General features: G+C 63.3%; 21 protein-coding genes and 1 tRNA gene. 11 read left to right on the plus strand and 11 right to left on the minus strand.

The window, feature by feature from the left end:
* Positions 1–198 precede the first annotated feature (198 nt).
* The 3 genes from BM151_RS18015 to BM151_RS18025 are packed head-to-tail and all read left to right on the plus strand — an operon-like array spanning position 199 to position 2,467.
* Positions 199–624 carry a PaaI family thioesterase gene (locus tag BM151_RS18015; protein WP_090062144.1) on the plus strand — a complete coding sequence of 142 codons (426 nt, stop codon included), beginning with the start codon at positions 199–201 and terminating at the stop codon, positions 622–624.
* The gene (locus tag BM151_RS18020; RefSeq protein WP_090062145.1) at positions 621–1,118 is read left to right on the plus strand and encodes a PaaI family thioesterase; all 498 of its coding nucleotides are present in this window, start codon (positions 621–623) and stop codon (positions 1,116–1,118) included. The genes BM151_RS18015 and BM151_RS18020 overlap by 4 nt, the downstream gene beginning before the upstream one ends.
* On the plus strand, positions 1,118–2,467 hold the full coding sequence (locus tag BM151_RS18025) for an MATE family efflux transporter (RefSeq protein ID WP_090062146.1): 1,350 nt from the start codon (positions 1,118–1,120) through the stop codon (positions 2,465–2,467). Before BM151_RS18020 ends, BM151_RS18025 begins: the two co-directional genes overlap by 1 nt.
* Here the strand turns inward: BM151_RS18025 and BM151_RS18030 are convergent, their stop codons facing one another.
* The 3 genes from BM151_RS18030 to BM151_RS18040 form a co-directional block, all read right to left on the minus strand.
* Complete coding sequence (locus BM151_RS18030) at positions 2,468–3,553, minus strand: quinone-dependent dihydroorotate dehydrogenase (protein ID WP_090062147.1); 1,086 nt, start codon at positions 3,551–3,553, stop codon at positions 2,468–2,470.
* Complete coding sequence (locus BM151_RS18035; RefSeq protein ID WP_090062148.1) at positions 3,553–3,888, minus strand: DUF952 domain-containing protein; 336 nt, start codon at positions 3,886–3,888, stop codon at positions 3,553–3,555. Before BM151_RS18035 ends, BM151_RS18030 begins: the two co-directional genes overlap by 1 nt.
* Positions 3,889–3,957: 69 nt before the next feature.
* Positions 3,958–4,188, minus strand: coding sequence for a putative antibiotic biosynthesis monooxygenase (locus BM151_RS18040; protein ID WP_090062149.1), 231 nt, complete (start codon positions 4,186–4,188; stop codon positions 3,958–3,960).
* Between the two features lie 78 nt (positions 4,189–4,266).
* Between BM151_RS18040 and BM151_RS18045 the strand changes: the two genes are divergently transcribed.
* The 7 genes from BM151_RS18045 (at position 4,267) to BM151_RS18075 (ending at position 9,137) form a co-directional block, all read left to right on the plus strand.
* Entirely contained in the window at positions 4,267–4,869 is a 603-nt protein-coding gene (locus tag BM151_RS18045; RefSeq protein ID WP_090062150.1) for a TetR/AcrR family transcriptional regulator, read from the plus strand.
* 127 nt (positions 4,870–4,996) lie between these two features.
* The gene (locus BM151_RS18050) at positions 4,997–6,559 is read left to right on the plus strand and encodes a bifunctional metallophosphatase/5'-nucleotidase (protein WP_090062151.1); all 1,563 of its coding nucleotides are present in this window, start codon (positions 4,997–4,999) and stop codon (positions 6,557–6,559) included.
* 82 nt (positions 6,560–6,641) lie between these two features.
* Complete coding sequence (locus BM151_RS18055) at positions 6,642–7,115, plus strand: GFA family protein (protein ID WP_090062152.1); 474 nt, start codon at positions 6,642–6,644, stop codon at positions 7,113–7,115.
* 17 nt (positions 7,116–7,132) lie between these two features.
* The gene (locus tag BM151_RS18060) at positions 7,133–7,438 is read left to right on the plus strand and encodes a DnaJ family domain-containing protein (RefSeq protein WP_090062153.1); all 306 of its coding nucleotides are present in this window, start codon (positions 7,133–7,135) and stop codon (positions 7,436–7,438) included.
* Positions 7,439–7,746: 308 nt separating this feature from the next.
* Positions 7,747–8,421 carry an SOS response-associated peptidase gene (locus BM151_RS18065; RefSeq protein WP_090062154.1) on the plus strand — a complete coding sequence of 225 codons (675 nt, stop codon included), beginning with the start codon at positions 7,747–7,749 and terminating at the stop codon, positions 8,419–8,421.
* Positions 8,418–8,822: a PaaI family thioesterase gene (locus tag BM151_RS18070; RefSeq protein ID WP_090062155.1), complete on the plus strand. Its 405-nt coding sequence runs from the start codon at positions 8,418–8,420 to the stop codon at positions 8,820–8,822. The genes BM151_RS18065 and BM151_RS18070 overlap by 4 nt, the downstream gene beginning before the upstream one ends.
* Positions 8,823–8,930: 108 nt before the next feature.
* Positions 8,931–9,137, plus strand: a complete 207-nt coding sequence (locus tag BM151_RS18075) for a YgaP family membrane protein (protein WP_090062156.1) — start codon at positions 8,931–8,933, stop codon at positions 9,135–9,137.
* A 110-nt stretch (positions 9,138–9,247) separates the two neighbouring features.
* On the opposite strand, the gene BM151_RS18080 is transcribed toward BM151_RS18075, so the two are convergent.
* Positions 9,248–9,321: transfer RNA gene (locus BM151_RS18080), tRNA-Gly, on the minus strand.
* A 179-nt stretch (positions 9,322–9,500) separates the two neighbouring features.
* On the opposite strand from BM151_RS18080, the gene BM151_RS18085 reads away from it, so the two are divergent.
* Positions 9,501–10,658 (plus strand): cytochrome-c peroxidase, encoded by a 1,158-nt coding sequence (locus BM151_RS18085; protein WP_245781253.1) that lies wholly within the window; start codon positions 9,501–9,503, stop codon positions 10,656–10,658.
* 44 nt (positions 10,659–10,702) lie between these two features.
* Here the strand turns inward: BM151_RS18085 and BM151_RS18090 are convergent, their stop codons facing one another.
* From BM151_RS18090 to BM151_RS18120, 7 genes are read right to left on the minus strand one after another with little or no spacing between them, the layout of a single operon-like run.
* On the minus strand, positions 10,703–11,272 hold the full coding sequence (locus BM151_RS18090; protein WP_090062158.1) for a maleylpyruvate isomerase N-terminal domain-containing protein: 570 nt from the start codon (positions 11,270–11,272) through the stop codon (positions 10,703–10,705).
* The gene (locus BM151_RS18095) at positions 11,272–12,375 is read right to left on the minus strand and encodes a cupin domain-containing protein (RefSeq protein WP_090062159.1); all 1,104 of its coding nucleotides are present in this window, start codon (positions 12,373–12,375) and stop codon (positions 11,272–11,274) included. The genes BM151_RS18090 and BM151_RS18095 overlap by 1 nt, the downstream gene beginning before the upstream one ends.
* Positions 12,376–12,433: 58 nt before the next feature.
* On the minus strand, positions 12,434–13,081 hold the full coding sequence (gene maiA / locus BM151_RS18100) for a maleylacetoacetate isomerase (protein ID WP_090062160.1): 648 nt from the start codon (positions 13,079–13,081) through the stop codon (positions 12,434–12,436).
* A gap of 13 nt (positions 13,082–13,094) precedes the next feature.
* Complete coding sequence (locus tag BM151_RS18105; RefSeq protein ID WP_090062161.1) at positions 13,095–13,793, minus strand: fumarylacetoacetate hydrolase family protein; 699 nt, start codon at positions 13,791–13,793, stop codon at positions 13,095–13,097.
* A gap of 31 nt (positions 13,794–13,824) precedes the next feature.
* Entirely contained in the window at positions 13,825–15,045 is a 1,221-nt protein-coding gene (locus BM151_RS18110) for a 3-hydroxybenzoate 6-monooxygenase (protein ID WP_090062162.1), read from the minus strand.
* A gap of 19 nt (positions 15,046–15,064) precedes the next feature.
* Positions 15,065–16,456, minus strand: a complete 1,392-nt coding sequence (locus BM151_RS18115; RefSeq protein WP_090062163.1) for a TRAP transporter large permease — start codon at positions 16,454–16,456, stop codon at positions 15,065–15,067.
* Positions 16,449–16,946 carry a TRAP transporter small permease gene (locus tag BM151_RS18120; RefSeq protein ID WP_090062164.1) on the minus strand — a complete coding sequence of 166 codons (498 nt, stop codon included), beginning with the start codon at positions 16,944–16,946 and terminating at the stop codon, positions 16,449–16,451. The genes BM151_RS18115 and BM151_RS18120 overlap by 8 nt, the downstream gene beginning before the upstream one ends.
* Positions 16,947–16,950 lie beyond the last annotated feature (4 nt).

Genomic DNA, 16,950 nt, shown 5'->3' on the forward strand with positions numbered 1-16,950 from the left:
CTGCTGTGGACTGCTGTCTGCCGTCGGCGATGGGGCGGGGATCTCGTTGAAATCTACCGATGTCTTCCGCCACGTCAGTCGTTCGGGACATGGGGGCGGGCAGAGATTCACCTTGCAGCGCGCGTGGCAAGTCACATTATGGACCCTGTTTGACAGACTGCCCTGAAAACGGGCCCCAAAACGAGTAGCGACCCAGCCATGAGCGACAATCGCACAGAGATCGCCCGCAGCTTCATCGAAGGCCTGCCGCATTGCAATGCTTTGGGCATGTCGCTCGAGACCATTGGCGAGGGCGAGGCCGAGATCCTCATGCCCTATGCGGAAAAACTCATCGGCGATCCCGAGACCGGGGTGATCCATGGCGGGGCGGTCTCCGCCCTGATGGACACCTGTGCCGGGGCTGCGGTGATGAGCCATCCGGACGCCGGGGTGGCCACCGCCACGCTCGATCTGCGCATTGATTATATGCGCGCGGCCAGGCCGGGGGCGACGATCACGGCGCACGCGATCTGTTATCATATGACCCGGGCCGTTGCCTTCGTGCGCGTCTCTGCCAATGACGGCAGCTCGGACGTGCCGGTCGCCGCCGCCACCGGGGCCTTTGCCGTGGAGCATGGATCATGAACCGACCGCAGCCGGAACCCGTCCAGATCGTCAAGGAGCGCCGCGATGCCGCGCTGGCCGCACTCGTCGCCCGCGTGCCTTACAGCGCGTTCATGGGGTTTCAGTTCGAACGCCGCGGTGACGAGCTCACCGGCCTCATGCCCTATCGCCCCGATCTGATCGGCAACCCGGCGCTGCCGGCGCTGCATGGCGGGGCGTTGGCGGCCTTTCTCGAGACGACGGCGCTGATGGCGCTGAGCTGGTCGATGATCTGGCCGCGCATGGAGGCGGGCGAAAGCGTCGATATCCTGCCGAAATTGCCCAAGACCATCGATCTCACCGTTGATTACCTGCGCTCGGGCCTGCCGCGCGACGCTTATGCCCGGGCCGAGATCACCCGCGCCGGGCGGCGCTACGCTTCGGTCCAGGTCGAAGCCTGGCAGGACAATCGCGCCCGTCCGACGGTGCAGGCCATGGGTCATTTCCTGATGCCCGATTTCGAGGCCCGCAGCTGATGAGCGCGGTTCAGGACGATGCGCAGGCCGCGCCCGGCCTCCCTGTCGAGCTGACGCACAAGCGGGTCCTGAAAATCGCCATCCCCATCGTGCTTTCCAATGCCACCGTGCCGATCCTCGGTGCGGTCGATACCGGCGTTGTCGGACAGATGGGGCAGGCTGCACCGATCGGCGCCGTCGGCATCGGTGCGATCATCCTCGCCTCGGTCTATTGGATCTTCGGCTTTCTGCGCATGGGCACGACCGGGCTGGTGTCGCAGGCCCGCGGCGCCGGGCATCACGGCGAGGTCGCGGTGCTTCTGACCCGGGCGCTGATGATCGGCATTGCTGGCGGGCTGGCGCTCATCGCGCTACAGGTGCCGGTGCTCTGGGCCGCGTTTCAGCTCTCGCCCGCCTCGCCCGAGGTGGAAAGCCTCGCGCGCAGCTATATTTCCATCCGCATCTGGTCGGCGCCCTTCGCCATCGGGCTCTATGGTATCACCGGCTGGCTGATCGCTCAGGAACGCACCCGCAGCGTTCTAGTGCTGCAGCTCTGGATGAACGGGCTCAATATTGGGCTCGACCTGTGGTTCGTGCTCGGGCTTGGCTGGGGCGTCGAAGGCGTTGCCACGGCCACGGTTCTGGCCGAGCTCACCGGCGCCTTGCTGGGGCTGTGGCTCTGTCGCGATGTGTTCAAAAGCGCGATCTGGCGCGACTGGGCACGGGTGTTCGACCGTGAACGGCTGGTGCATATGGCCCGGCTCAACACCGATATCCTGATCCGCTCGCTGCTGCTGCTGGGCATCATGGTGTCTTTCACCTTTTTCGGTGCCGGTTTCGGCGATCTGACCCTGGCGTCGAACCAGATCCTGATGCAATTCATCGAGATCACCGCCTATGCGCTCGACGGGTTCGCCTTTGCCGCCGAGGCGATTGTCGGCCATGCGCTGGGCGCGCGTTCGCGCGCCGCGCTGCGCCGCGGGGCGCTTCTGGCCTCGTTCTGGGGCGGGGTCGCGGCGCTGATCCTGGCGCTGGGCTTTGGTCTCTTCGGTGGGGCGATCATCGATCTGATGACGACCGCGCCGGATGTGCGCGAGACCGCACGGGTGTTTCTGCCCTGGATGGTGGCCGCGCCGGTCCTCGGCCTGGCGTCCTGGATGTTCGACGGGATTTTCATCGGCGCCACCCGCACCCGCGACATGCGCAACATGATGGTGCTCACCGTGATCGCCTATCTGGCGGCGGTCGCCATGCTGATCCCGCTCTGGGGCAATCACGGGCTCTGGGCGGCACTGATGGTCAGCTATGTCGCCCGCGGGCTGACACTCCTGTGGAAATATCCGGGGCTGGAGGCCAGTGCCGCGCGTTGATCAGAGCCAGTCGCCGCGTTTCGTGCCCACCGCCTCGGTGACATTGTCGAACCCATCGGCGGCCAGAAGCGCGTCGAGCCCCTTGGCGATGCGGCTGGCCAGCGACAGGCCCTGATAGACCATGGCGGAATAGATCTGCAGCACCGAAGCGCCGGCGCGGATCTTGGTGTAGGCGTCGAGGGGCGAGGCGATGCCGCCCACACCGACCAGTGGCACATCGGTGCCCAGCTCGCGCGACAATTGCGCCAGAACCCGGGTGGATTTCTCGAACAGGGGGCGGCCGGACATGCCGCCGGCCTCAGCCTTCTGCGGCGATTTCAAGCCGTCGCGCGACAGGGTCGTATTGGTGGCGATCACCCCGTCGATGCCGGATTTGCGCGCCACCTCGGCGATTTCCCTGAGTTCGGATGTGTCGAGATCGGGGGCGATCTTCAACAGCACCGGGACATTGTGGTTGAGACCCTTGCGGGCGTCCAGAACACCGGCCAAGAGCGCTTCGAGCGCTTCGGCGCCCTGCAGATCGCGCAGCTTCTCGGTGTTCGGGCTCGACACGTTCACGGTGGCGAAATCGATGAAATTGCCGCAATGCGCCAGCACCTTGGCGAAATCCGCGGCGCGGTCTTCGCTGTCCTTGTTGGCGCCGAGGTTGAGCCCGACGGGCACGGCGGGCCAGTTCTGTGCGCTGTGATTGGAACTGCGGCAGCGTGCCAGTCGGTTGGCGATCACCTCCATGCCGTCATTGTTGAAACCGAACCGGTTGATCACCGCCTTGTCCTCGGTCAGGCGAAACAGCCGCGGTTTCGGATTGCCGGGCTGCGGTCGCGGCGTCGCCGCCCCCAGTTCGATAAAGCCGAAACCGGCGCGCGAGAGCTGGGCGATCGCCTCGGCATTCTTGTCGAAACCGGCGGCGAGCCCGACCGGGTTGGGCATCTCCAGTCCGGCAAAGGTGGATTTCAGCCGTGGTGAAGTCACCGGGCCGGGCAGGGGGGCAAGCCCCGCACGCAGCGCCGAGAGCGAGAGCTTGTGCGAGACCTCCGGGTCGAAACTGCGCAGCACCATCATGCCGACCTGTTCGAAAAGCGACATCAGAGATCCTCCGGGAAGATATGGCCGTCAACTCCGAGCGGCAGGGGCTTCACCCACAAGAGATCCTCCATCCGCAGGGGGCGGTAGAGATGCGGGAAAAGGTCACCGCCACGCGACGGCTCCCATTTCAGATGCGGCGCCAGATCGTCGCTCTCGAAGGCCAGAAGATGCAGGTTGTCTTCGCCCGCAAACCATTTCGCGGCGGTCTCCCCGACCTGGGTCGCGGTCGAGAAATGAACATAGCCATCGGCGAGATCCACGGGGGCGCCACGGGTCTCGCCGGCGGTTTGCATCGCCGCCCATTCGGGGGCGCGGAAAATTTTGTAAATCAGCATGAGACTGAGATGCCAGCGCGGGCATGCAGGGTCAATGAGTCTCTGGGGCTGCTGAGGATGATATCGCTCTCAGAGCCAGCGATGACAATGTTTGTGGATCGCGGGGATGATGACGAAGACCATCGAGAGCACGATCATCGGCACCATGACGAGATTGCGCTGCCAGACCTGCCAGTCAAGGGTCAGCGGCGCCAGCGCATAGATCAGCGCGGTGACCAGCGGGTAGACGCCGAGAAAGACGAAGAGGCTCAGGCGGAGACGATTGGGGCGACGGGGCGGGGTGGCGGTGGCGGTGGACATGTGCTAGCTCCTAAGAGAACGGTGCGTTTCGTTGTTTCTATATGAACGATCCGTTCCGATATGTAAAGGAGGCGCGCTGTGACCAAGCGCACAGGCGAATGTGCAGGGCCGAAGCGGCAGTCGATCGGGGCGCGGCGCAACCCGGAAACCGAAGCGGCGATTCTCACCGCGGCGGCGGATATCCTGCGCGAAAAGGGGGTGCGCGGCCTGTCGATGGAGGCGGTGGCGCGCCGCGCCCGGGCTGGCAAGGCGACGCTTTACAAATGGTGGCCGACGCGCGGCGCGCTCCTGGTCGCGGTCTATGAGCGGCTCAAAGGCGAGCATCCTCACGCCGACAAGGGGCATCTGCTCGACACGATCACGGATTTCTATCGCTTCGTCTTCGGGCATTGGCAGACCCCGGAGGGACAGGTCTTTGCCCTGATCATTGCCGAGGCGCAGTCCAATGCCGATGTCGCGGAAGCGCTCGAAGGCTATCGGCGCGAGCGGCTGGAGGCCCTGACCGAGGTGGTGAGCTGGTCGGTTGAGCGCGGAGAGATTCGCCCCGGCACGGAGTCGCGGGCACTGGCCGAGACGATCATGGCGGCGGCCTGGATGCGGCTTTTGACCGGGCGGCTGGATACGGATCCGGCGGCGCTGGCCCGCGACGTCCTGTCCGGATGGCTTGTCGAGAAACAATGATCTGCCTGTCATTGCATCGTTACATTGCTGTTACTTGCGGAATGTAGCCAAAACCTAGCCTAGGGCTTTGACTCTTTGATCAACTTTGGTCAGGCTCGATCTTATCAAGTTCAACAGGGGGGCAGAAATGCTCAAAAATATTCTCTCTACGTCTGCTGCAATGGCGCTGATGGCCGGTGCGGCGCATGCCGATTACACGCTGCACATTCTTCACACCAACGATTTGCACAGCCGGATCGAACCGATCACGAAGTATGACAATACCTGCGGCGCCGAGGACAATGCAGAGGGCAAGTGTTTTGGCGGTTACGCCCGTCTCGCCACCAAGGTTGCCGAGATGCGTGCCGAGCTGGACGGTGAGAACGTTCTGCTGCTCGACGCCGGCGACCAGTATCAGGGCTCGCTGATGTACACCACGTACAAGGGCGATGTCGAAGCCGAGATGATGGAAAAGATCGGTTACGACGTGATGGCGCTGGGCAACCACGAATTTGACGATGGTCCCGAGGGCACGATCAAGCTGATCGACAATGTCACCTTTCCGGTGATTTCCGGCAACCTCGATGTCAGCCAGTCGAATCTGCTCAAGGGCAAGGTGAAGAACTATACCGTGCTGGAAGTCGGCGGCGAGAAAATCGCGATCATTTCCGCTCTGGCCATCGATACTCCGGAAACCTCGAGCCCCGGTCCGAACGTGATCTTCCAGGATGAGGCCGACAGCCTCGCGGCGGATGTCGCCGAGCTGGAAGCCGAAGGCGTGAACAAGATCATCGCACTGACCCATGTCGGTGTGACCAAGGATCTTGCGCTTGCGGGCGAAGTGGCCGGTGTCGACGCCATCGTCGGCGGGCACTCCCACACGCTGTTCTCCAACGAGATCGAGGGCGCCATGGCCTATCCGACCATGGTCGGCGAAGTCCCGGTGGTCTCCGCCTATGCCTATTCGAAATATCTCGGTCACCTGGTGCTGACCTTCGATGACGAAGGCACGCTGATCTCCGCCTCGGGCGAGCCGATCCTGCTCGACGCTTCCGTGGCCGAAGACGAAGAGATCAAGTCCCGCGTCGCGGAATTTGCCGGTCCGATCGAAGAGCTGAAAGCCAAGATCGTCGCCGAAGCCGCCGCGGATATCGACGGCTCGCGTGAGACCTGCCGTGCGGTGGAATGCCCGATGGGCAATCTCGTGGCCGATGCCATGCTCGATCGCGTGAAGGATCAGGGCGTCGAGATCGCCATCCAGAACGGCGGTGGTCTGCGCGCCTCGATCGCGGGCGGTCAGGTGACCATGGGCGACGTGCTGACGGTTCTGCCGTTCCAGAACACGCTCTCCACCTTCGAAGTGACCGGCGCCACCATGGTCGAAGCGCTTGAGAACGGTGTTTCCGAGATGGCCGATGGCGCGGGTCGTTTCCCGCAGGTCGCCGGCATGTCCTTCACCGTCGATCCGGCGGCGGAACCGGGCTCCCGCATCTCCGACGTGATGGTCGGTGGCGCACCGATCGATCCCGAAAAGGCCTACGGCGTCGTGTCCAACAACTACGTGCGCAACGGTGGCGACGGCTACAAGATGTTCATCTCGGCGCAGAACGCCTATGACTTCGGCCCCGATCTCGCCGACGTGCTGGCCGAGTACATGATCGAAAACGCCCCTTACGCGCCTTACACCGACGGTCGTATCACCGTGAAGTAAGGGCGGACGCAAGCGCGTCGCTCTGGACAAATCGGAAAGCCCTCGCGATCATGCGGGGGCTTTTTGTTGTGGAGGACAAAGAATGCCGGATCGGTTGACGGGGCGTTGCAGCTGCGGCGAGATCGAATATGAGCTTTCGGACAGCTTCATGTGTGTCCATGCCTGTCACTGCACCTGGTGTCAGCGCGAGACCGGGTCGGCTCTGGCCCTGAACGGTATCATCGAGACCGAGAATCTGAGGGTGACCAGGGGCACGCCCGATGCGGTGGAAACGCCGTCGAATTCCGGCAAGGGCCAGGTCGTGGTGCGTTGTCCCTCCTGTCAGGTGGCGCTCTGGTCGCATTACGCTGGGGCCGGCACGGCGCTCTCCTTCGTGCGGGTCGGCACGCTTGATCAGGCGCGCGAGATCGCGCCGGATGTGCATATATTCACCACCTCCGCCCAGCCCTGGTTCGTCTTCCCCGCAGGGGCGAAGGTCTATCCGGAATATTACCCGACGAAAGAGGTCTGGACGCCCGAAGCCATCGCCCGGCGCAACGCCGCGCTCGGTCGGTAGGGCCTGAGGGGAACGTCATGGATCACCCGCTGCTCGATCTGATCAATCAGAAAATCGCCGAGGCCGAGCGCAACGGTGAATTCGACAATCTGCCCGGCGCTGGCAAGCCCTTGCCGGAGTGCGATGACCCGGAAAATGCCCTGCTCAATCGTCTGATCAAGGAAAACGGCGGGGTGCCGGAATTCGTCACCCTGTCGCGGGAATTGGAGAAACTCCGCGCAGAGCTGCGCGAGACCGGTGATCGCACGCGGCGCAGCGAGATCATGAAGGAAATGTCGATGATGGACGCCCGGATCGAGATCGCCCGCAAGGCGCATCGGTGAAAAGGCGGCTTGCAAGTCCGGTTTGAGGCCAGAGACGTTGGTCACGAGGGTGTGCGCCGGACCGTAGGCTGGCGCAGCAACCTCTGAACGTTGCGCTTTATATTTGCCACATCCGGAAAAGTTCAGAACGTTGCGTGCGGCCCCAAATGCGCCTGACCGCCGGGACGGTCCGGCGCACGCCCGGGAAACTGCGTTGCTATTCCGGGCGGGGGCACTTCGTTCGAATGACAACTAAGTCCGCATTCTGTCACAGCCTGTGAGCGCCGATCCCCTCTGGTCCTCGCTGTCACAACGACTAAACTCGCCGCATGTGCGGACGTTTTGCCCTTTCCTCCACCGATGACGCTTTGGCGCGGCTGTTTCAGGCCGCTTTGGCCAATGCTCTGCCGCCACTGCCCAATTACAACATTTGCCCGACAACTCAGATCCATGTGGTGTTTCGCGAGGGCGATCAGCGGCGTCTGGCGCCGATGCGCTGGGGCTTCGTGCCGACATGGTACAAGAGCCCGTTGGACGGGCCGCTCCTGCACAATGCGCGCGCCGAGGGGCTCGCCGAGAAACCCGCCTTTCGCGAGGCCTGCCGCCAGCGCCGCTGTCTGATCCCCGCCGACGGGTTTTATGAATGGCATCGCCCGGAAGGGAGAGAAAAACAGCCCTGGTATATCCGGCCCGCCGTCGAAGGCCCGATGGTTTTCGCCGGCATCTGGCAGGACTGGCATCAGGATGGCATGCGCTTTGCCTCCTGCGCCATGGTCACCACCGAGGCCGCGGGTAAAATGGCCGAGATCCACCACCGCATTCCGGTGATCCTGCAGCCCGGGGACTGGGCCAAATGGCTCGGCGAAGAGGGCCATGGTGCGGCGCGCCTGATGCGTCCGGCCCCGGACGACACGCTGCGTTTTCACAAAGTGGGCAAGGCGGTGAATTCCAACCGGGCCACCGGCCCCGAGCTGATCGAAAAGATCGAGGAGATCGAGACATGACCGACCCAACGGACCCGCTTCTGGAAGGGCCTTCCGCGATTCTGGCGCATCTCGGTGTCCGAATGACGGGTTGGGACCGTGATTATGCCCGGTTCGAAGCGGAGATCGCGCCCTTCCTGCTCAATCGTTCCGAGATTCCCCATGGCGGGGTCTATGCCACCATGCTCGACACGGCGATGGGCTATGCCGGTGCCTATACCGGCGAGGCGGAAGATCGGCGCATGACGCTCACCCTCTCGCTCACCATCAACTACCTGTCGCGCCCCAAGGGCAAACTGCTGATCGCCGAAGGTCATCGGGTTGGCGGCGGGGCCAAGACCTTTTTCACCGAAGGGCGCCTCACGGATGAGACCGGCGAACTGATCGCGACCGGGCAGGGGACATTTCGCGTCCGGGCCTGACTGTGCACGCTGCGCTGCGTCGCCGCATCCATATGCGTAATATTGAATTTGTGTCAGCGAAGTGTTAGCTCTGTCACAAATCAGTCATCCCATTCACGGAGAATCCCAATGTCCATCGACCGCGCTATGTTCCGCTTTGCCGGCATCATGGTTCTGATCAGCGTCGCGCTGACCCAGTTCGTCCACCCCGGCTTCGTCTGGTTCACCGTTTTCATCGGTGCCAACCTGCTGCAAAGCTCCTTCACCGGCTGGTGCCCGGCGGCCAAGATCATGGCCAAGCTCGGCCTGCCCGCCGGCTGCGCCTTCGACAAGTAATCGCGCGCTCCGCATCGGTTTCAGCGGGGTCCTTCGGGGCCCCGTTTTCATTTGCGAACAAGCGTGCCGAGCTGCACGTGGTTCCGATCGGTCATGATTTTTGGGAGGTCTGGAGCGGGCGGCGGGAATCGAACCCGCGTCATTAGCTTGGAAGGCTAAGGTCTTACCACTACACAACGCCCGCGCAGTGGACCCAGTGTTTAGGCGATGCTCCGGAGAGCGTCAAGAGCCGTCGCGGGCAGTTTCACCCGATCTCGAAGATCACGATTTCTGATCCGGGCTTGACCTCGGTCAAATTTCCGAGTGAAAAGCTCGGATAAGAGGGGGCACCCTCTGCGACCCAGCCGAAAGCGATCCGTTCCCATGCCCGTTTCCATGCCCGTTTCCACGACAGCCCGACATCTCGCTCCCGTTCTCCTTTCCACCGCGATCCTTGCCGCGCCCGCCGCGCGGGCCGAGCCGCTTGCGACGCTCGAAGCGCTGGGCGAAGCGCTGTTTTTCGATGTGAACCTGTCGGCGAACCGAACCGAGTCCTGTGCCTCCTGTCACAACCCGGAGGCGGGATTCGCCGATCCGCGCGGCATGGCCTCGCCGGGCGATGATGGCGTCTCGGTCGGAGATCGCAACGCCCCCACCGCCAGCTACGCCCATCTCACCCCGGCGTTCACCGAGATCGCCGAGGGCGTCTTTCGAGGCGGGCAGTTCCTTGACGGTCGCGCCTCGACCCTTGCCGATCAGGCCGGCGGGCCGCCCTTGAACCCGATCGAGATGGGGATGCCGGATGCCGCCTCCGTCGTTGCGCGGCTCGAGGAGAACCCGGATTACATCGCGGCTTTCACGAGCCTCTTTGGCGATGCGATTTTCTCGGACACCGATGCCGCCTATCTGGCGATGACCCGAGCCATCGAGGCTTTCGAGCAAACCGACCTGTTCTCGCCATTCGACAGCAAATACGACCGTTACCTGCGCGGTGAGGTGGAGCTGACCCGGCAAGAGGCGCTGGGCGAGACGCTGTTCTTTTCCCAGCAATTCACCAACTGCAACATCTGTCACGAGCTGAACCCGCGCCCGGGCATGGCGGGCGAGACCTTCTCGAATTACGAATATCACAATATCGGCGTGCCGGAGAACACGGCGCTGCGCGAAATGAACGGTGCGGCGGGCACGGTGGATCGCGGGCTGGCCCAGAACCCGGCGGTGAATGATGCGCCGCAGACCGTGGGACGGTTCAAAGTGCCGACGCTCCGTAATGTCGCCGTCACCGGGCCGTATATGCACAATGGGGTCTTTCAGGACCTGCGCACGGTCGTGCTGTTCTACAACACCTACAACACCAAATCCGAGGCGCGGATGATCAACCCGGAAACCGGAGAACGCTTTGGCGCGCCGGAAGTGGCGGAGAATGTCTCGATGGGGGAACTGACCGAAGGGCCGGCGCTCGAGGATCGCGAAATAGACGCGCTGGTGGCCTTCATGAAGACGCTGACGGATGCGCGTTACGAGCATCTTCTGGAAGAGTGACACCCGGCCCCGAAGACAGTTTCTGTGAGGCTGAGTGAGAGACGTTAGCCGCGCAGGTTCACGGGCACATCCGCCACGCGTGCGCCGTTTCCGAGATCGAGGGCGGCTTGCCAGATGCCCTTGGCGCGCAGGAGCGGCAGGGCGCGGGGGGTGGTTTTTGCGCCATCGATCAGGGTGATGCCCATGTCCCATTGCGCCTCGCTGAGATCGCGCCAGCAGACGTTGAGATGCACTTCGGAATGCTGGAACAGATGGCGGAGTGCGCGGGCCGGCAGGGTGGCGGCGAGATCGAGCGAGGGCAGCTTTTCAGGCAGCTCGAGCTGTTTGCCCTTGTCGAGCGCTTCCAGCGCCAGCGCCTGATAGCGCGCTTCGTAGCTGACGCGGACCAGCACATGGGCGCGGCTCAGCCCCTCGAGGGCCGAAGGCGCGTAGAGCGCCTCGTCGGAGAGTTCCATCAGCTTGCGGGCAAAATAGGCGGTGCCGCGTCGCGCCAGCAGAAGCTCTTCCGCCGGCGCATTGGGGGCGTCGAACCGCGCCCCCTTGCCCAGGCGGGCTTTCAGCGCCTCGCGGGCGGCCAGATCGGTCTCGGTCAAACCTGAAGAGGTCTGTGACATTACTGCCCCTCGATCATCTGACGCATGAAGCCGAGACGCTCCATGATCGGCGCATCCGAGAAGCGGAACAGGTCGAATTGCGTCTCCGCCTGCAGGGACCACGGCACCCAGGAGGGCACGACGAACATGTCGCCCTTCTCCAACTTGTGGGTGACGCCGTTCAACACCACGGCGCCCTTGCCCTCAAAGACCTGGAACACGGTGGAGCCGACCTCGTTGCGCGTGGCGGTTTCGGTGCCGGCACGCAGACGGTGGAATTCGCAGCGGATCGTCGGCATCACATCGCCGCCGGTGGTCGGGTTGACGTAGCGGATTGCGGCGTGGCCTTGCTCGACGGTGGCGGGCTGGCCTTCATCCTCGAGCAAAAGCTGTTCGGTCAGCGCCCGGTCGGTGAATTCCCAGCGATAGGCGCCGATCGGCGAGGAGACGGTGTTCTGCAGCTGCGACAGCGGCCGCAGACCCGGATGGCACCAAAGCCGCTCGCCACGGGAGTAATCCGGGGTGGCATTGTCGGTCACACGATCGGAGCCGAACTCGAAGAAGCCCACGTCCATCTGCTGGCTGAACGGAATGTCGAGACCGTCGATCCAGGCCATCGGCTCATTGGCGATGTTGTGGTGGCCGTGGAAGTTCCAGCCCGGGGTCAGCAACAGATCGCCGCGCGACATGCGCACCGGATCGCCATTGACCACGGTCCAGACGCCTTCGCCCTCGACCACAAACCGGAAAGCATTCTGGGAGTGCCGGTGCTCCGGCGCATTCTCGCCCGGGCAGAGATACTGGATCGCGGCCCAGAGCGTCGGCGTCACATAGGCATTGCCGCCGAGACCCGGGTTGGCGAGGCCAATGGCGCGGCGTTCGCCGCCACGGCCCACCGGGACGAGTTCGCCGGATTTTTCCGCCAGCGGCAGAAGATCGGCCCAACGCCAAACATGCGGCACGGCCTTGGACTTTGGCACCATCGGCATCAGGTCGCCCAATTGGGTCCAGAGCGGCAAGAGGTTCTGCTCTTCGAAGCCTTTGTAAAGCGCACGCAGTTCCGGCGTGTCTTCCGGCTGCATGCCGTGCGCAACGGTGTCGTGGCTACGATCTTCGGTCAACATGGTGAATTCCTCCGGGTTGGGTCACGCGTCAGGCCGCGTGCATGTGGGGCAGGGCGCCTCAGGCGGCGTCGGGTTGATTGGGCGGGGCGGCGTTCTGGAAGGCCGGCAGCTTGTCGAGCTCGGCATAGATGCGCGAGATCACCGGCCAGGTGTCCAGCGGCACGCCAAAGCGTTTGTTGTTCCAGACCTGGGCATAGAGGCAGCAATCGGCCATCGTTGGCGTGTCGCCGTGGCAGTAGAGCCCGGTCTGATCAGAGCCCGACAGCTCGGCTTCCAATGCGTCAAAGGTGAGGGTGACCCAATGGGTGAACCACTCTTTCTGCGCCTCTTCGTCGGCGCCGAACTGATCGCGGAGGCGGAACAAAACGCGCAGGTTGTTCAGCGGGTGGATCTCCAGCGCGATCATCTGGGACAGGGCGCGCACGCGGGCACGACCGTCCGGGTCCTTGGGCAAAAGCGCCGGCTCCGGATAGGTTTCGTCGAGCCATTCCATGATCGCCAGAGATTGCGTCAGGAAACTTCCGTCCTCGCGCTCGAGCGTCGGCACCAGGCCTTGCGGGTTCTTCGCCAGATACTCGGGCGTCCGCGTCTCTCCGGTGCGCAACACGTAGGGAACATAGTCATAGTCCAGCCCCTTCAAATTCAACGCGGCACGCAGCCGCGTTGAAGTCGAGGACCGGAAGAAGTTGTGCAACTTCAGAGTCATCAGATCAGGCCTTTCAGGCTTCGCGTTTGCCGATCGGGGTCTCGATCTTGCCGAGGCCTTCGATTTCGACCACGCAGGTGTCGCCCTCATTCATCGCGCCGACGCCCGCGGGCGTGCCGGTCATGATCAGATCGCCCGGCTGAAGCGCGATGGAATGCGACAAGATCGAGATGATCTCCGGCACCGACCAGATCAGTTCGTTCAGGTCCGCGTCCTGTTTCACTTCGCCATTCATCGTGAGCTTGATCGAGCCCTTGTCCGGGTGACCGACTTTCGAGACCGGGAACACCGGGCCGATCACGGCAGAGCGGTCGAAGGCCTTGCCCCAGTCCCAGGGGCGGCCTTGCTCGCGCGCTTTCAGTTGCAGGTCACGACGGGTCAGGTCATTGCCGACGGCATAGCCCCAGACGTGGGACAGGCTGTCTTCCTCGGCGATGTTCTTGCCACCCTTGCCGATCACCGCCACGAGTTCCGCCTCGTAGTGGAAATTCTCGGTCTGCGGCGGGTAGGCGACCACTTCACCGGTGTCGACCACGGCATCGGCCGGCTTGGTGAAGAAGAAGGGCGGATCGCGATCCGGGTCCTTGCCCATCTCGCGGGCATGCGCCGCATAGTTGCGGCCGACGCAGAAGATGCGACGGACCGGCAGACGGTCGTCAGAGCCGTCAACGGCGACAGTGGCCGGATCGGCAGGGGGGAAGACATAAGCCATAGGGGTGTCCTTTGCGTTTCTTTTGGGGAAGTTATTCCGCCGCGGTTTTCAGCGCCGCGTTGACGGTGGTGTCGTCGAGACCGGTGGAGCCGTAGAGCCAGGACAGCTGGTCGTACCATTCCTCCTGCGTCATGTTCGACATCACATGGTTGCGCACGGCGGCTTTCGCATCGTCCGGGTGATAGATGTATTCGCCGATCAGGCGCGAGTTCATCTGCACGCGGGCGGTGCGGACCTTGCGCATTTCCTGATAGATCTGCAGCGCACGTTCGACATTGTCGCCGTAATGCTCGATACAATGCGACAGCGCGACGGCGTCTTCCATCGCCATGCAGGCGCCTTGTGCGAAGTATTGCAGCATCGGGTGGGCGGCATCGCCCAAAAGCGCCACACGGTCCTCGACCCAGTTCGAAATCGGATCGCGGTCACAGAGCACCCAGAGCTTCCAGTCGGAGCCATGTTCAATCACCTGACGGGCTTTCGGGTGGATATGCTCGAACCCCTGCGCCACTTCTTCCTTGGACACCGGGCGGCCGGCAATCGCTTCCTGCACGTCGCGGTGATAGGTCACCACGAGGTTGAACACTTTCCAGCCCTTGAGCGGGTAATGCACGATGTGACATTTCGGACCGGCCCAGAGCGTCGCGGCGTTCCAGCGCAGATCCTCGGGCATCTGTTCGGTCGGGATCACGGAACGATAGGTGGTGTGGCCGGAGATGCGCGGCTCGCCATCGCCGATCATCTGATTGCGGATCGGGGAGCGCAGACCTTCGGCACCGATCAGGAAGGAGCCCTTGATCGCATCGCGGTCTTTCACCTTGAGCGTCACGGAGGTGCCGTCCTGCTCATAGCCTTCGACCACGTGATTGGTGCGGATGTCGACGAGCGGGCTGTCTTCGCAATACTTGAGCAAGACGCCGTGCAGGTCGGCGCGGTGCACCACGGCATAGGGGTTCTTGAAGCGCTCGCGGAACGGCTCGTCCAGCGGAATCGAGGTGATGTCCTCGGCGGTCTGGGCATCCATCAGACGCAGCTTGTCGATATAGACCGCCTTTTCGCGGGCCTCGTCGCCGACACCCAGGTAGTCGAAACAATGGAAGGCGTTCGGGCCGATCTGGATGCCGGCGCCGATCTCGCCCAGAGCGGGCGCCTGTTCGACGACGATGGAGCGATGGCCCTTGCGGGCGAGGCCACAGGCGGCGGCGAGGCCGCCGATGCCGCCCCCGGCGATGATAATGGGAAGATCAGACATGATAGTCTCCTTTCGATACTCAGCCGCCGATGAGGCGTGGAATGGTGAGGGTGAGCGCCGGGATCATCAGGATCAGCGCCACACGGATGACCTCGGAACCGAGGAAGGGCATGACACCGCGGAAGACGGTGGACATGGGCGTGTCCTTGGCGAGCGAGGAAATGATGAAAACATTGAGCCCGACGGGCGGGGTGATCAGCCCGAGCTCCACAACGATGAGGGCGAGAATGCCGAACCAGATCTTGAGATCCTCATTGTCCATGCCGAAGGCGGCCATATCGGCGCTGACGTAATCGCCGCCGTTCAATGCGATCAGCGTCGGCCAGAAGAACGGCACCACCACGAGGATCATCGCCAGGCTCTCCATGAAGCAGCCGAGCACGACGAAGGCGATGAGCATGATGACGAGCACCAGCATCGGGCCCATGCCGGAGTTTGCCGCCCATTCAGACAGCGCCTGGGGCAGGCCGGAACGGGTGAAGAAGCCCTTGAGCACCTCGGCGCCGAACAGGATCAGGTAGATCATGCCGGAGGTGATGGCGGTGGCGTGGAGCGCATTCTTCAGCCCCTGCCAATTGAGCCCTTCGCCGGTCATGGCGCGCAACGCAAAGCCGTAGGCGCCGATCAGGAAGACCCCGACGGAAGCCGCGGGTGTCGGCGTGAACAGGCCAAAACCAAGGCCGAGGATGATCGCGCCAAAGATCACGATCACCGGCAACAGGCGCTTGAGCGCGGCATTGCGCTCGTCGCGCGGCATCGGCCGCGGCTCGGGGGCCAGATCGGGTTTGACCCGCACCAGCACGGCAATGACGAGGATGAAGGACAGAACGGCCAGAAGACCGGGAATGACGGCGGCCTGGAACATCTTGAGGATCGAGCCCTCGACGATGATCGCGTAGATCACCAGCGCCACGGAGGGCGGGATCAGGATGCCCAGGGTGCCACCGGCAGCCAGAGCCCCGGCAGAGAGACGATCCTTGTAGCCCAGCTCCTTGAGTTCCGGCAGGGCGACCTTGCCCATGGTGGCGGCGGTGGCGAGCGAGGAGCCGCAGACCGCGCCAAACCCGCCACAGGCCGCAATCGCTGCCATGGCCACGCCGCCTCTGAGACGCGACAGCAGGGCTTCGAGACCTTTGAACAGGTCCGACGAGAGCCGTGCCTCGGCGGCGATATAGCCCATGAGCACAAAGAGCGGCACGACCGAGAGATCGTAATTGGCGACATTCTCCCACAAGAGCGATTTGAACTGCTTCAGATAGGGCACGAAGCGTACATAGGGCAGGGCCAATGAGAGCGCATAGGTGCCGCCGATGCCGACGACGATCATGGCAATGCCCACCGGCATGCGCAGCATCAGCAGGATAAAGAGGATGACGAGGCCGACAACCCCGATGGTGATGGGATCAAGCATAGCGTGCATCTCCGAAAATCTGGCTGACAGAGACCACGGCCCAGAGGATCATCGAGGCAATGCCGGGAATGTAGAAGGGCCAGATCGGCCAGCCCAAGACACCGGCCTCGGCCGCGTCCGAGTGAATCTCGAGCATGCCGAGCACCATCCAATAGGCCAGGAACAGCGCAATGGCGGCGGTGAGCGTGAGCCACATGTGATCGAGAAGACGTTTCACCGGCATCGGCGCATTGGCGACGAAGAGATCGACCGCCACATGGCCGCGCGAGGCCTGGGTGTAGGGAAAGAACATCAGCGCCGCACCGGAAATGGCGAGCTGGACAAAGTCCTCATAGCCGGGAAGGCCGGAGACAGGGAGGCCCAACGGGGCCAGAAACCGATCGAGAATGAATGCGCCAGTATTGGTGGTGGTGACCATCACGATGACAAAGAGGATCGCGCCTCCAAGCATAGCAAAGATGTCTGCCAGGCGCGTCACATGTGCGTGCATAGCA

The sequence above is a fragment of the Celeribacter neptunius genome, assembly GCF_900113955.1.
GTDB lineage: Bacteria > Pseudomonadota > Alphaproteobacteria > Rhodobacterales > Rhodobacteraceae > Celeribacter > Celeribacter neptunius.

Coding starts and splice junctions, on each gene's coding strand:
- BM151_RS18015 (WP_090062144.1), top strand. CDS start 199: ATGAGCGACAATCGCACAGAGATCGCCCGCAGCTTCATCGAAGGCCTG.
- BM151_RS18020 (WP_090062145.1), top strand. CDS start 621: ATGAACCGACCGCAGCCGGAACCCGTCCAGATCGTCAAGGAGCGCCGC.
- BM151_RS18025 (WP_090062146.1), top strand. CDS start 1,118: ATGAGCGCGGTTCAGGACGATGCGCAGGCCGCGCCCGGCCTCCCTGTC.
- BM151_RS18030 (WP_090062147.1), bottom strand. CDS start 3,553: ATGTCGCTTTTCGAACAGGTCGGCATGATGGTGCTGCGCAGTTTCGAC.
- BM151_RS18035 (WP_090062148.1), bottom strand. CDS start 3,888: ATGCTGATTTACAAAATTTTCCGCGCCCCCGAATGGGCGGCGATGCAA.
- BM151_RS18040 (WP_090062149.1), bottom strand. CDS start 4,188: ATGTCCACCGCCACCGCCACCCCGCCCCGTCGCCCCAATCGTCTCCGC.
- BM151_RS18050 (WP_090062151.1), top strand. CDS start 4,997: ATGCTCAAAAATATTCTCTCTACGTCTGCTGCAATGGCGCTGATGGCC.
- BM151_RS18055 (WP_090062152.1), top strand. CDS start 6,642: ATGCCGGATCGGTTGACGGGGCGTTGCAGCTGCGGCGAGATCGAATAT.
- BM151_RS18060 (WP_090062153.1), top strand. CDS start 7,133: ATGGATCACCCGCTGCTCGATCTGATCAATCAGAAAATCGCCGAGGCC.
- BM151_RS18065 (WP_090062154.1), top strand. CDS start 7,747: ATGTGCGGACGTTTTGCCCTTTCCTCCACCGATGACGCTTTGGCGCGG.
- BM151_RS18070 (WP_090062155.1), top strand. CDS start 8,418: ATGACCGACCCAACGGACCCGCTTCTGGAAGGGCCTTCCGCGATTCTG.
- BM151_RS18075 (WP_090062156.1), top strand. CDS start 8,931: ATGTCCATCGACCGCGCTATGTTCCGCTTTGCCGGCATCATGGTTCTG.
- BM151_RS18085 (WP_245781253.1), top strand. CDS start 9,501: ATGCCCGTTTCCATGCCCGTTTCCACGACAGCCCGACATCTCGCTCCC.
- BM151_RS18090 (WP_090062158.1), bottom strand. CDS start 11,272: ATGTCACAGACCTCTTCAGGTTTGACCGAGACCGATCTGGCCGCCCGC.
- BM151_RS18095 (WP_090062159.1), bottom strand. CDS start 12,375: ATGTTGACCGAAGATCGTAGCCACGACACCGTTGCGCACGGCATGCAG.
- maiA (WP_090062160.1), bottom strand. CDS start 13,081: ATGACTCTGAAGTTGCACAACTTCTTCCGGTCCTCGACTTCAACGCGG.
- BM151_RS18105 (WP_090062161.1), bottom strand. CDS start 13,793: ATGGCTTATGTCTTCCCCCCTGCCGATCCGGCCACTGTCGCCGTTGAC.
- BM151_RS18110 (WP_090062162.1), bottom strand. CDS start 15,045: ATGTCTGATCTTCCCATTATCATCGCCGGGGGCGGCATCGGCGGCCTC.
- BM151_RS18115 (WP_090062163.1), bottom strand. CDS start 16,456: ATGCTTGATCCCATCACCATCGGGGTTGTCGGCCTCGTCATCCTCTTT.
- BM151_RS18120 (WP_090062164.1), bottom strand. CDS start 16,946: ATGCACGCACATGTGACGCGCCTGGCAGACATCTTTGCTATGCTTGGA.